Annotated in this window: 11 protein-coding genes; 3 read left to right on the forward strand and 8 right to left on the reverse strand. The window is 69.6% G+C overall.

Going from position 1 to position 12307, the window contains the following annotated elements:
- Positions 1-256: hypothetical protein (locus FKV25_RS16085; protein WP_170218465.1), on the forward strand; the 256-nt coding region annotated here is incomplete at its 5' end.
- Between the two features lie 17 nt (positions 257-273).
- Here FKV25_RS16085 and FKV25_RS01400 read toward each other — a convergent pair.
- The 3 genes from FKV25_RS01400 to FKV25_RS01410 all read right to left on the reverse strand — a co-directional run bounded on the left by FKV25_RS01400 (position 274) and on the right by FKV25_RS01410 (position 2738).
- Entirely contained in the window at positions 274-894 is a 621-nt protein-coding gene (locus FKV25_RS01400; RefSeq protein ID WP_141517005.1) for a thymidine kinase, read from the reverse strand.
- Between the two features lie 49 nt (positions 895-943).
- Complete coding sequence (locus FKV25_RS01405) at positions 944-1825, reverse strand: methylglyoxal synthase (RefSeq protein WP_141517006.1); 882 nt, start codon at positions 1823-1825, stop codon at positions 944-946.
- A 94-nt stretch (positions 1826-1919) separates the two neighbouring features.
- On the reverse strand, positions 1920-2738 hold the full coding sequence (locus FKV25_RS01410) for an SEL1-like repeat protein (protein ID WP_141517007.1): 819 nt from the start codon (positions 2736-2738) through the stop codon (positions 1920-1922).
- A gap of 130 nt (positions 2739-2868) precedes the next feature.
- Here FKV25_RS01410 and FKV25_RS01415 point away from each other — a divergent pair, with 130 nt between their 5' ends.
- Positions 2869-4851: a UvrD-helicase domain-containing protein gene (locus FKV25_RS01415; protein ID WP_141517008.1), complete on the forward strand. Its 1983-nt coding sequence runs from the start codon at positions 2869-2871 to the stop codon at positions 4849-4851.
- A 90-nt stretch (positions 4852-4941) separates the two neighbouring features.
- Positions 4942-5841, forward strand: coding sequence for a 5'-nucleotidase, lipoprotein e(P4) family (locus tag FKV25_RS01420; RefSeq protein ID WP_141517009.1), 900 nt, complete (start codon positions 4942-4944; stop codon positions 5839-5841).
- A gap of 1326 nt (positions 5842-7167) precedes the next feature.
- Here the strand turns inward: FKV25_RS01420 and FKV25_RS16090 are convergent.
- The 5 genes from FKV25_RS16090 to FKV25_RS01445 all read right to left on the reverse strand — a co-directional run bounded on the left by FKV25_RS16090 (position 7168) and on the right by FKV25_RS01445 (position 11791).
- Entirely contained in the window at positions 7168-9222 is a 2055-nt protein-coding gene (locus FKV25_RS16090) for a carboxypeptidase-like regulatory domain-containing protein (protein WP_170218466.1), read from the reverse strand.
- Entirely contained in the window at positions 9219-10016 is a 798-nt protein-coding gene (locus tag FKV25_RS01430) for a COG1470 family protein (RefSeq protein ID WP_141517010.1), read from the reverse strand. The genes FKV25_RS16090 and FKV25_RS01430 overlap by 4 nt, the downstream gene beginning before the upstream one ends.
- Complete coding sequence (locus tag FKV25_RS01435) at positions 10016-10519, reverse strand: hypothetical protein (RefSeq protein ID WP_141517011.1); 504 nt, start codon at positions 10517-10519, stop codon at positions 10016-10018. The genes FKV25_RS01430 and FKV25_RS01435 overlap by 1 nt, the downstream gene beginning before the upstream one ends.
- The gene (locus FKV25_RS01440; RefSeq protein ID WP_141517012.1) at positions 10519-11139 is read right to left on the reverse strand and encodes a hypothetical protein; all 621 of its coding nucleotides are present in this window, start codon (positions 11137-11139) and stop codon (positions 10519-10521) included. Before FKV25_RS01440 ends, FKV25_RS01435 begins: the two co-directional genes overlap by 1 nt.
- A 61-nt stretch (positions 11140-11200) precedes the next feature.
- The gene (locus FKV25_RS01445; protein ID WP_141517013.1) at positions 11201-11791 is read right to left on the reverse strand and encodes a hypothetical protein; all 591 of its coding nucleotides are present in this window, start codon (positions 11789-11791) and stop codon (positions 11201-11203) included.
- Positions 11792-12307 lie beyond the last annotated feature (516 nt).

The following is a 12307-nucleotide window of genomic DNA, read 5'->3' on the forward strand; positions in this document are numbered from 1 at the left end:
CGATGGCCAGCCCGCGGCCCTCGAGCGGCTGGATGCCATCGCCAGGATGCCGCGCGACGGGGCGAGGGCCAGTGACCTGCGCCCGCTGGCCTGGCGCTCGGCGGCCCTTGCGGCCGAGGCGCGCTGCCGCCAGGCGCAAGTGGAAGCCGCGCTGGGCGGGCTCGAGCAGCTGGAGACGGAACTGGAGGCCCGGCAGCGCGACGGCAGTGCCCTGCGCCGCGACGTCACCGCCATCCGGCAGTCCTGCGGCCGCTGAAGCGCGGCGCGACGCTCCTACAGCGGTAACTGGGGCTGGGCGGGGTCGATCCGGCCCTCCCCGCGCATCACCCGCTTGTATTCCGCGCGCGACACCGAGACGTAGCGCTCGTTGCCGCCGATCTCCACCTGCGGCCCCTCACGCACCGCGCGCCCCTGCTCGTCCACGCGCACGACCATCGTGGCCTTGCTGCCGCTGTGGCAGATGGTCTTGATCTCGCTGATCTCGTCCGCCCAGGCGAGCAGGTACTGGCTGCCCTCGAAAAGCTCGCCGCGGAAGTCGGTGCGCAGGCCATAGCACAGCACCGGGATGCCCAGCGCGTCGACCACCTCGGTGAGCTGCCAGGCCTGCGAGCGGCCCAGGAACTGCGCTTCGTCGACCAGCACGCAATGCAGCGGGCCGTTGGCGTCGATGTCGGCCTGGACCCGCGCCTGGAGGTCCTCGTCCTGGCCGAAGGCGATCGCATCGGAGGACAGGCCTATCCGCGAGGCGACGCGCCCGGTGCCCGCGCGGTCGTCCAGCCGTGGCGTCAGGATCGCCACGCGCATGCCGCGCTCGCGGTAGTTGTGCGCGGATTGCAGCAGGGTGGTGGTCTTCCCGGCATTCATCGCCGAGTAGTAGAAATAGAGCTTCGCCATCGTCGAAGTTTAGGGCGAGGCGGCGCCCGCCGTCACGGTGGCGTCGGCGTCACAGCGCTCGCAGGGCCTGCCGGCGTTCGACCCCTTCGGCCCAGCGCGCCGCCATCGCCGGGGAGGTCGTGCAGACGGCGTCGTCGGTGACGGTGGTGACCGCGCGCTCGAGCAACTGGATGTCGGCCTCATGCTGGCGCGCCACGTGCGGATCCTCGAAGAACACCACCCGCTGGCAGCGCTTCTCCAGCACGCGGTCGGCGATCTGCGCGTCGCCGCCGAGCGGACCGCTTTCGTAGCGGCGCACCCAGGGCGTGTCCGCCGGCCAGCCGCGGCTCCAGGCCAGCTCGTTGAGGCGCTGGCCCGTCGTGCCGGTGCCGACGCGCTGGTGGAAACGCGAGAGCAACTCGAAATGACGCGCGGCGAAATCCAGCATCGCCGGTTTCATCGCGTCATGGGCGACCAGGGCCAGCACCTGGCCGCGAGGGTCGAAGAAACGGTCGGCCGCCGGATCCGGCGCGAGTCCGGCGAGGATGCGCTCCTGCTCGATCCAGTCGCGCGCCGCGGCGACGGTGGAGATGAAGGGCTTGCCGTGGATCACGCACTGCCGCTTCAGCGCCACGGCCTCGGGGAAGGTCGAGGACGGGTCGACCGGGTCGATCAGGTAGATCGCGCCGTCCAGGCGGCGCTCGACATCGTCCAGGCCCACGACCTCGGCGACCAGCTTCATCAGGCCACCCTCACGGCCGTACGGATAGCGGCGCAGGCCGGCGTGGCCGCCGAGCATGCCCGCAGCGACGATCGCGTCATGGGTGCGGCCGACGGCATGCAGCGCCAGTCCCAGCTCGCGGATGCCCGACTCGCAGGCGCGCAGCCAGCGGAACAGCGCGGCATCCTCGCTGGCGTGGTGCAGGCGGTTGGCGGCCAGGCCCATGCGCATCGGCGTCTCCTGCAACGGAATGTTGCGGTGCAATATCGATGGCGCCAGTGTAAGCCGCTTCCCCACGGATGACATGCCCGGCGCGGGCACGCCCTCACTCGTCTTCGGGCACCTCGGGTTCGGCTGCGTCCGTCTCGGGGACGACCTCGGGCACGCGCGAGGGGAGCGCGGCGGACGGTGCCTCGCGGACCGCCTCCACCTCGCCCACGTCGACGCGTCCGATCGGCGGATCTTCCCAGATCGAGTCCTGCCAGGCGAAGTACTCCTTCGGATCCCAGTACTTGTCGTCGTAGAACTTCGCACCCTGGATGGTGGTCATGCTGCCGTCGGGCATCGGCACCTGGATCGTCAGGTTGGCCGAAAAGCCGGTGCGGCTGCCGGTGGTGCTGCGCCGGCCGAAGCGAAGCTTGGCGTCGATGCGCGGACGCGCGGCGTCGTCGCCGTACTTCGCGTACAAGGCCTGGCCGACCTCGAGCGCGCGGGCACGCTCGGTTTCGTCCATCTGCGACCAGTAGCGCTCGCGCATGTTGAGGAAACCGGCGTATCCGCGCTCGGCGGCGAGGTCCATCCAGGCGTAGGCCATCGCACGATCGACCGCCACGCCCTTGCCCTCCCAGTACATCTCGCCAAGCATGCCCTGCGAGGGCTTGTCGGCGTAGAAGGCCGCGCGCTGGAAACGCGGGATGGCGTCCTCGTACTCGCCCTTGTTGTAGTCGCGCAGGGCCTTCATGCGGAAATTGATGTCCGGATGGTGGTTCAGGTACCCGGCCGCCAGGGTGACGGCATCCGCCGTGGGGTCGACGTCCGTGGCATGGACGAGGGGCGCGCCGGTGCACGCGACGGACAGGACGGCGAGAAGCGCCGCGTGCAGTCGCTGGCGCGTGGCGAATGGGCGTTGGGGGCGTGCGGTCACGGGTTCGTTCCTTCGATCGGGACGCCTAGGGTACTTGCGCACCCGTCGGTAAACGAGCCAACTGATGGCCCATACCAATGAACGCGCCGGCGCCTCGGCTACACTGTCTTCCGCTCCAGGAAGTCCCCGCATGCACGGCCTCAACCCCCCCCAACGCGCCGCCGTCGAGCACACCGACGGCCCCCTGCTCGTGCTCGCCGGCGCGGGCAGCGGCAAGACCCGCGTGATCGTCGAGAAAATCGCCCACCTCATCGCCAGCGGCCGCATGCCGGCGCGGCGGATCGCGGCGATCACCTTCACCAACAAGTCGGCCAAGGAGATGAAGGAGCGCGTCGCCAAGCGCATCCGCGGCGATGCCGCCGAGGGCCTGACGGTGTGCACCTTCCATGCGCTGGGGTTGAAGATGCTGCAGATCGACCATGCCAAGGCCGGCCTGCGGCGCGGCTTCAGCGTCTTCGACAGCGACGACAGCGCCGCCCAGATCAAGGACCTGCTGCCCCCGGGCAGCAAGCCCGACGTACTCGACAACGCACGCAACCTCATCTCGCGGGCAAAGAACGCCGGCTTGTCGCCGGAAGAGGCGATGGCCGCCTCGCGCGGCCCGCGCGAAGTGGAGGCCGCGTCGTTGTACGCGCGCTACCAGGCGCGCCTGCAGACCTTCAACGCGGTCGATTTCGACGACCTGATCCGCCTGCCGGTGCAACTGCTGGAAGCCGACGAGGACATGCGCCTGGCCTGGCGCGAGCGCATCGGCTACCTGCTGGTCGACGAATGCCAGGACACCAACGATGCCCAGTACCGCCTGCTCAAGGCGATCGCCGGCCCGAAGGGCCTGTTCACCTGCGTGGGCGACGACGACCAGTCGATCTACGCCTGGCGCGGGGCCAACCCCGACAACCTGTTGACCCTGGGCACGGACTACCCGGCGCTGCGCATCGTCAAGCTGGAGCAGAACTACCGTTGCTCCAACCGCGTGCTGCGCGCGGCCAACGCCCTGATCGCGCACAACCCGCACGAACACCTCAAGACGCTGTGGAGCGAGAACGCCGACGGCGAGCGCATCCGCATCTGGGAATGCCGCGACGGTGCCCACGAAGCGGAGAAGGTCGCCGCCGAGCTGCATTTCATCGCCACCGCCAAGCAGGCGCCGTGGAGCGACTTCTGCATCCTGTTCCGCAGCAACCACCAGAGCCGCGCGCTGGAGAAGGCGCTGCAGCTGCTGCGCGTGCCTTACCACCTGACCGGCGGCACTGCGTTCCTGGAGCGCGGCGAGGTCAAGGACGCGCTGTCCTGGCTGCGCCTGGTCGCCAATCCCGACGACGACGCGGCCTTCCTGCGTGCGGTGCAGGCGCCGCGGCGCGAAGTCGGCGCGACCACCCTGGCCAAGCTCGCCGAACTGGCGCAGAAGTCGCACATGCCGATGTCGCGCGCCGCCGAATCGGTCGGCGTGCTCAAGCAGCTCGCGCCGCGTGCCGGCAATGCGCTCGACGGCTTCGTCGGCATCATCCGCTCGTTGCGCGGCGACGCCCAGCGCCTGCCACCGGCGGAGCTGGTGCGGGTCCTGGGCGAGAAAAGCGGCCTGCTCGCCTCGATCCGCGCCCAGTGCAAGGACGAGGCCAGCTTCCAGCGTCGCAAGCAGAACCTGGAAGAGCTGGCGGAGTGGTTCGAGGGTGGCAAGGGCAGTGGGCCCGGCGAGCTCGCGGCGCAGCTGGCGCTGTTGTCGCATGCCGACAAGGGCGACGCGGGCAACCAGGTCCGGCTGATGTCGCTGCATGCGGCAAAGGGACTGGAGTTCCGCTACGTCTTCATCGTCGGGGTCAACGACGGCACCCTGCCGCACGAGGCCGCGATGGAGGAGGGCAGCCTGGACGAAGAGCGGCGGCTGCTCTACGTGGGCATCACCCGCGCCAAGGAGCAGCTGTGGCTGTCGTACTGCCGCGAGGCCCAGCGCTGGGGCGACCGCTTCCGCCTGCAGCCCAGCCGCTTCTTCGACGAGCTGCCGCCGGCCGAGATCCAGCGCGACGGCGCCGACCCCGTGGCCGATGCCGCGCGCAAGCAGGAGCGCGCCCAGGCGGGCCTGGCGGCGATCCGCGCGCTGCTGGAAGAGGGCTGAAGCCGGGTGCGACGCGCCTGCCCTGGCGACACGAAGCGGCGATGCTTCACCGGTACACTCGGGCGTCCGATACGAATTGGTGGAGCTTTCATGCGTTCGAGTTTCCTGGTCGCGACGGCATTGACCGGCCTGTTCTCCCTGGCCGCCTGCCAGCGCGTCGAACCGACCCCCGCGCCGACGGCGGCGCCCGCGCCCGCGGCGCCGGCCGGGGCGGTCCCGGCCAACGACAACCTCAACGCGGTCCTGTGGGTGCAGACCTCGACCGAGTACCAGGCGCTCGCGCGGCAGACCTTCAAGGCCGCCGCCGACCACCTCGACCAGGCCCTCGCCGAACCGAACTGGGACGCGCTGGTGCCCGGCGAGCGGGCCAACGCAGGCACCGGGCTCAAGCCGGCGGTGATCATGGACGTCGACGAGACGGTGCTCGACAACTCGCCCTACCAGGCGCGCCTGGTCCGCGACGGCAAGGCCTACGACGAGGTCACCTGGGCTGCCTGGGTGGCCGAGAAGAAGGCCCGTCCCGTGCCGGGCTTGGTCGATTTCGCCCGGGCCGCGGCGGCACGGGGCGTGACCATCCTCTATCTGTCCAACCGCGCCGAGCACCTGCAGGAGGCGACCCTGGCCAACCTGCGCGCCGAGGGCCTGCCGGTCGCCGACGACAGCGTGTTCCTGGGCCTGGGAACGCACGTGGAAGGCTGCGAACAGAACGGCAGCGAGAAGAACTGCCGACGCCAGCTGGCCGGCCGCGAGTACCGCGTGCTGATGCAGTTCGGCGACCAGCTCGGCGACTTCACCGAGGTCGTCAACAACACCGCCGAGGGCCGCGCGGCGCTGATGGACGAGTACGGCGACTGGTTCGGCGAGCGCTGGTGGATGCTGCCCAATCCCACTTACGGCTCCTGGGAGCCGGCCGCATTCAACAATGACTGGAGCCAGCCGGCGGAGGTCCGCCGCGCCGCGAAGCAGGATGCGCTTGATTACGCGCAATGACATTCATTTAAAATCAATGGCTTTAAGCAATCCACTTAAAGTGTTGCATCAAGTCTGGCCGGTCGGTACGCTGTCCCCGTCCGGCCTCGGCCGGCGCCATGTCAAAACTCGATAAGTCCTCCGGCCCCGCCGGATCTTGACTGGGAGGCTTCGGCCTCCTTTTTTCTTGGGTCTTGTTCCAGGCCCGCAGAGCGCTGTCGCAATCCCGCAAGCGCCATGCAATGCGCCCATTTGCCCCAGTCCATGGAGACCGGGCAGGCGAAGCGCGCCCGAGGCCTCGGCGAGAGGGGTCGAGAATCGTAGGGTGCAACAAGCGAAGCGCATTGCACCAGGCGTCACCGGCACGCCCCGGCGTCCCCCGCACGATGGGTCGAGCCGAAAGCGATACCCGCCATGGCTTCCTGCGACCGCGCACGATGAGTTCTGCTTCGTGCAACCCATCCCGTGGCGCAGGTTCCCGTTTCGCCTTCGTAGGGTGCAATACGCGAAGCGCATTGCACCGCCAGGCCAGCGGTGCGGGCACGAACCCGCCCGCGCCGCAGGGTGGGTCGAGCCGAAGACGGGACCCACCATCGCGTTTGGGCGCGACTCACGATGGGTGTTGCTTCGCGCAACCCATTCTTCGAGGGCTGATTCGAGCCAAGGCAAGGTCAAAGGCTTTCGCCCGCTGCGCGTGCGAGTCCTTTTTGTCTTGTCAAAAGGAACCAGAACCGCGGGCTCCATCGGCCGCCGGCACGGCTTCGCCACACCGGTCCCCTGTGCGCCTCGGCCGTGGCGGCACGGCGCCCAAACTCGCTGCGCCCGGACAAGGGCGCCTCTCCGGCCGCCACGTCCTGCGGTGCTACGCCACCGCCTTTCGTCATCCCAGCGAACGCTGGGATCCAGCTCTTGGGCGCCTGCGCTGACAACGACACGCGTGCGGGTTTCGATGCACCCCGACCTCGCGTGCCTTGTCGACGATGGGCCGTTTCTGTCCGAAAGGCTGGATCCCAGCGTTCGCTGGGATGACGGTTTGTTGGGGTTGCAGGGCGGGGTTCGGCTGCAGCGTTGCCGTAGGGTGGGTCGAGCCGAAGGCGATACCCACCGTCTCTTCCGGCACCACGCAGGACTGATTGTGCTTCGCGTAACCCTTCCTGCGAAGGGGATTTGAACCCAAGGCAAAATCAAGGGCTTTCGCCCGCTGCGCGTGCGAGTCCCCTTTGTCTTGTCAAAAGGAACCAGAACCGCGGGCTCCATCGGCCGCCGGCACGGCTTCGCCGCACCGGTCCCCTGTGCGCCACGCCCCGTGCCGGCCACCGAACGGGAGCTGGCCGCCACGGCGTTCGATCAACGCGCGCGGGCGGCGGGGATCTCGACCTGCAGCGATTCGCGCACCCGCACCTCGATGCTGCGTTCGGCCTGCGCCTCGTCGATGAACCAGGGCAGCGGCAGGTTGTCGGCCACCACGGTCAGGCGATGTTCGCCGACCGCCACGTCCTGGAACTCGAACCGGCCCTGGCTGTCGGTGCGCACGGCGTAGCGCCCGTCGAGGATGACGGTCAGGTTCGGCACCGCGGCTTCCGAGGCATTGCGGCTGCCGTCGTCGTTGCCGTCCAGGAACACGCTGCCGGCCACCTGGCCGGTGGCGGCGCCAGGTGCACCGCCGATCACGGCGCGCGCGCGTCCGGCGTCGCGCTGGTAGCGAAGCACCAGGAAGGCCGAGCGCTCGCGCGGGAGGCGCATGAAGAGCGGATCCTGTCCGAGCGGGTCCAACTCGAACGGAGACCGTTGCGTGCCCTGGTTCTGGTACAGGCTCGCGGTCAACGACCAGCGCGGGTTCAGGGCCCAGTTCATGGCGATGTTCACGTTGCTGCCGCGCAGGGCGCCAGGCCCGTCGCCATGCGTCCAGCGCAACTGGCCGTCGATCGACAGGCGGTCGGTCAGGTCCTGGCCACCGTACAGCGCAAAGCTGCTGGTGCGCGTGGCCGGCTCACCGTCGTAGGCCAGTTCGCCGTACGCCACGGTCGCCGACAGGCGGCTGCCGGCACGCACCGGGAAGGCCTGGTCGATGCTGGCCTGCCAACTGTCGGCGCCATCGCCGCTGACGTGGGCCGTGTCCCATTGCAGTCGGGTCGTGCCCCAGTCGCTGCGCTTGTCGAGGAACCACTGCGTCGCCAGCGCGCGGTCGTCGCCGTCGCGCAGGCTGGCGGTGCCGCCGTAGCCGAGCGTGCTGCTGTGCTGGTAACGCGCGTAGGCGGTCGCGTAATTGCCGTCGAAGCTGTCGCCCGAGATCGATTCGATGCGATCGATGCCGGCGCTCCAGCTCCAGCGCGCGAACTGGTAACCGACCCGGTAGTAGGCGCCGCGCGTGTCGTTGTTGATCGGGTAGCTGCCCCAGGCAAGGCCTTCGCCCAGGTGGAACGCACCGTAGTTGTGGGTGTAGCGGCCGCGCTCGGAGCGGGCATCGAGCCAGCCGCCGCGTGCGTCGCCGGCGTCGCCGCCGCTGGACAGCAGGTTCAGCTGCACGCGGTCGCGCGCGCCCTGCCAGGCCGTCGCTGCATGCACGGCGTGGGAGCGGCCGTCCTCGATCACCGGCTGGCCGGCGTCGCCGGCCACCAGGCGACCGTCGCTGCTCAGCCAGGTGGCCGAGCCGGCCCATCCGTTCGCCCACTGCCACTGCGCGCCGAGGGTGCCGACGTGGCCTTCGTCGGTTTCGAAGCCGAGCAGGCGGGTGCCGGTGTAATGGCCCAGCCGGCCGCCACCGCCCTGCAGGCGCAGGCCCGTGGCCGCGTTGCTCCACTCGCTGCTGAGGCCGGCGTAGGTGGTGCTGGGCAGGAAGAAGCGGTACTGCTCGCGCTGCAGGGGCACGCTGGGCGTGTTGAGCACGCCCGCGCCATTGTCGCCGCGCCACTGGCCGGGCATCGCCAGGTTGCGCTGCCAGAGCGTCGCCGAGCCGGTCCAGTCGCCGTTGCCGTCGATCTCGCCGAAGGCATCGTCACGGTCGTCGTCGCGGCGCGACACGCTCGCCTGCAGCGACCACGTGCCCCAGCGCGCGGACTCGCGGTGGCCACCGGCGCTGATGCCGTACTCGCGGTAGCGGTCGTCGCCGAACTCGCCATGGCTGTAAGCCAGTTCGGCATTGAACGAGCGCGGCAGGCCGGAATCGTCATAGGGCTGCGCGTCCGTGGCCTCGTCCACGTCGGACAGTGACCCGGGGTCGATCACGCGATCCACGTAGGACTCGTCCTGCGTCGCGTCCGCACGCTCCGTCTCGCCTTCGTCGGTGCCGGTGGCGGCCGACTCAACGGGCGCGGCCTGGGCGGACCACACAGCGAGCGCGAGCGCGATGGCCGGGACGATCGCGCGGGCGGTCGTCTTGGGAGGACTGCGGCGGGGGCTCATGGTGCGACGACGGTATCGATGTCGAGGCGTTGGCTGCCGTTGTCCAGGCGACCCTTGATCGTGAGCGGGAAACGGATCGGCGGCACCGGCGTGCCGGCGTCGTCGAGCACCGGCATCAACGCGATGGGGCGCGTCTCGCCCGGCATGATCGGCGTGGTCGCGGGGCTGAAGGTGAAGCGCGTGCCGTCGGCGTCGGTGCCATCGACGAAGCCTTCCAGGCGGCCGTGCGCGTCGCCGGTGTTGCTGATCGACAGCACCGGCAGGCGGACGCCCTGGACATCGGCGCTGCGGCTCTCGTTCACCGACAGGAACGGCGCGGCGTCGCCGATCGCCAGGTACACGATGATGCCCAGGCGGCCGGACACCGGCACCGGGACATCGCCAGGCGCCGCCTGCGCGGCACCCTCGAACATGATCGCGAAACGGCACTCACCGCGCGGCGCGTCCGCGGGCACGTTCACCTCGAAGCGGAAGCGGCGCTTGGCCTGGGGCCCGAGCGTCAGCTCGCGTGCTTCGATGCCGACCCACGGCCGGCAGCTGCCGGCGGTCAGCGCGTAGTCGAACGCCGCGGTGCCGGCCGGTTCCAGCGACCAGTCCGCCGTGCGCACGGTGATCGGGGTGGCGAGGGGCGAGACGTTGGTCAGTTCGATGACGTTTCGGTAGGTCTCGCCCGCGCGGGCCTGGGCTTCGATGCGCGGTGGCGAGGCCAGCACGGCGAAGTCCTGGGCCAGGGCCTGCGGCGCCAGCAGGCAACCGAGCAGGAAACACGTGGCGGGAAGGAAGCGGAAGGGCATCACGGGGCTCCGAGATCGATCTCGAACGAGAATTCGAGCGGCTGTGAACGGGTGACGTGGCGGCCGTCGGCCTGCAGCACGATGCGCAGGGTGTCCTCGATCAGCGGGCCGTTGATGGGACCGGCGTACACGAGGCTGCGCTCGCCGCTGCGCAGGATGCCCGGCAGCAGGGGGCCACGGCTGCTCCAGGTGGCCGTGATCGGGCCACTGGGCGCGGGCGGCAGCAGCATGTAGATGCGTCCCATCCGGCCCTGCCACGCGGCCACGTCCAGGCGGACGATGACCGCGAACTGCCCCGACACCGCGTTCCCCTGCGGACCGCGGGTGGGCGCGATCGAATCCCACTCGAGCGTGACGTTGGGGTCGAGCACCTGGCTGGCGCTGTCGTCGACCCGGTAGGTCCCCGACTGGGCATGCGCATCGTTCGCGGCGAAGGCGACGTAGCAGGACATCGCCAGAAGCGTCGCGAATCCCAGCCGGGCGGTGATGGTCAGGCGGCGCATCACGGCGCCGCCAGGGTGTAGGTGACGCGGCCCGAGTACACGCCCGCGGCGGCCACGTTGCTGTTGGCGTAACGGAAGCTCATGCAGCTCTCGCGCCAGGTGTTGGGTGCGAACGATGCCAGCGTCTGCTGGCCACCGGTGAAGGTCCCCGAAGGCACCGGTTGCGCGCCCGAGTCACCATTGCCCGAACTGGTCCAGCTGATCTCCGAGAACGGGATGCGGTCGCCGCCGGGACTGACCAGGTCGTCGGGTGCGTTGACGCTCAGGGTCGCGGTGTTGTTGTAGTTGTTGAAGCGGTAGAAGCCGCCGATGTAGATCTGCCCGGCGTTGCAGAAGGCGTAGCCGTCCCAGTTGCTGGTGATCTGGGAGGCGTTGCCCGTCATCGCCAGCGGGGTGCTGTTGCCGAGCGACGCGGAGGGCACCGTGACCGAGACGGTATTGATGCCGCCGCCACTGCCCGGCGTGCCGCCACTGTTGTAGTTGCCGGTGAACACGCCGTTGCCGACGCGCAGGTAGAGCGCGCGCGAGCCGCTGTTGATGTTCACGGTGAAGGCGTCCGCCACCGACGACCAGGCCAGGCCGGCCAGCAGGGCGATGACAGCGAGTATGCGAATGGGCATCGTGACCTTCCAGTACGACGACGGCCCGGGGGCCGTCGTCGTGTTCGAACGACGGGTCGGCTTACGGCATGGAAGCAGTGTAGGTGACGCGGCTGTTCTTGGTGTTCACGCCGCCGTAGGTGCCCGGGGCGACCATCGCGTCGTTCTTGTAGCTGTAGGTCCACTGGGCGGTGGCATTGGTGATCTTGCCCGAGCTCAGCGGCACGTTGACGGCGGTGCCGGTGCCATCGGCCAGCACCGGGGCCGGCAGGGCGGCCGGGGCCGAGGACGTGGTGGTGATCTGGCCGTAGGAGATCGAGTCGCCGCTGCCGTTGCTCAGTGCGCCCACGCTGTCGGCACGCAGCGAGATCTGGCCGTTGTTGCCCTTGACCGTGGCGGTCACGGTGCCGTTGCCGACATTGCCCGACGCGGCGGTGGCGGCCACCGGCGTGCCCAGGGTCTGCAGCTGCGCGGCGGTGACATTGAAGTCGATCAGGTTGACGACATTGTCGTCGGTGCCCACGCGCAGCATCAGGATGCGCGGCACGGTGATCTGGAAGTCGAGGCGGGCGGTGGCGTTGCCGCTGCTGACGGTGTTGGACTCGGCCTGGACGGCGAGGGGCAGGGCGGCCGCGAACAGGGCGGCGGCGAGGAGGCTGTGCTTGACGTTCATCGGTTCTCTCTCAAAAGGAAGGGTCGAAGGAAAGCGGTGGCCCATCCGTGGCCGCGTGAAGGTTGCGTGAGGGAGTACGCAGGAAGCGTGCCAACTATGTGATGGCGGTCTCATTCAATGTGCGTATGGGTTCGCGTAAAGCTCAATAGCCGCGTCTAAAAGCGGACTCGCGTCACATTTGGAGGATTTTTCGGGAGCAGCGTCAGAATCTGACGCGACGCGGCAGGTCGCCTTGCGGGATCGGGCTTGCGGCCGTCACCGTCCGCAAGGACACGCGTCAGCCGCCGGCGGCCTCCTCGTGTTCAGGTTGTCGAGGGACCCCAGTGGAGGCCAAGATGGCCCACCGCGCACCCGAGCCCAGCGTCCATGCTTGGATCCACTTCCGCGCCCCCCAGGGGCCTGCGATTCCCGTGGCCTCTCGTGTTGGCCGCGACGCTGCTGGCCGGCTGCCGGCAGCCGGCGCCGGAAGCGCCCGCCGACGCGCCGCCGGCGTTGCCGGTCGACGCGGTCGCGCGA

Source organism: Marilutibacter aestuarii (assembly GCF_006546775.1).
Classification (GTDB): Bacteria; Pseudomonadota; Gammaproteobacteria; order Xanthomonadales; family Xanthomonadaceae; genus Marilutibacter; species Marilutibacter aestuarii.

Coding starts and splice junctions, on each gene's coding strand:
- FKV25_RS01400 (WP_141517005.1), bottom strand. CDS start 894: ATGGCGAAGCTCTATTTCTACTACTCGGCGATGAATGCCGGGAAGACC.
- FKV25_RS01405 (WP_141517006.1), bottom strand. CDS start 1,825: ATGCGCATGGGCCTGGCCGCCAACCGCCTGCACCACGCCAGCGAGGAT.
- FKV25_RS01415 (WP_141517008.1), top strand. CDS start 2,869: ATGCACGGCCTCAACCCCCCCCAACGCGCCGCCGTCGAGCACACCGAC.
- FKV25_RS01420 (WP_141517009.1), top strand. CDS start 4,942: ATGCGTTCGAGTTTCCTGGTCGCGACGGCATTGACCGGCCTGTTCTCC.
- FKV25_RS16090 (WP_170218466.1), bottom strand. CDS start 9,222: ATGAGCCCCCGCCGCAGTCCTCCCAAGACGACCGCCCGCGCGATCGTC.
- FKV25_RS01430 (WP_141517010.1), bottom strand. CDS start 10,016: ATGCCCTTCCGCTTCCTTCCCGCCACGTGTTTCCTGCTCGGTTGCCTG.
- FKV25_RS01435 (WP_141517011.1), bottom strand. CDS start 10,519: ATGCGCCGCCTGACCATCACCGCCCGGCTGGGATTCGCGACGCTTCTG.
- FKV25_RS01440 (WP_141517012.1), bottom strand. CDS start 11,139: ATGCCCATTCGCATACTCGCTGTCATCGCCCTGCTGGCCGGCCTGGCC.
- FKV25_RS01445 (WP_141517013.1), bottom strand. CDS start 11,791: ATGAACGTCAAGCACAGCCTCCTCGCCGCCGCCCTGTTCGCGGCCGCC.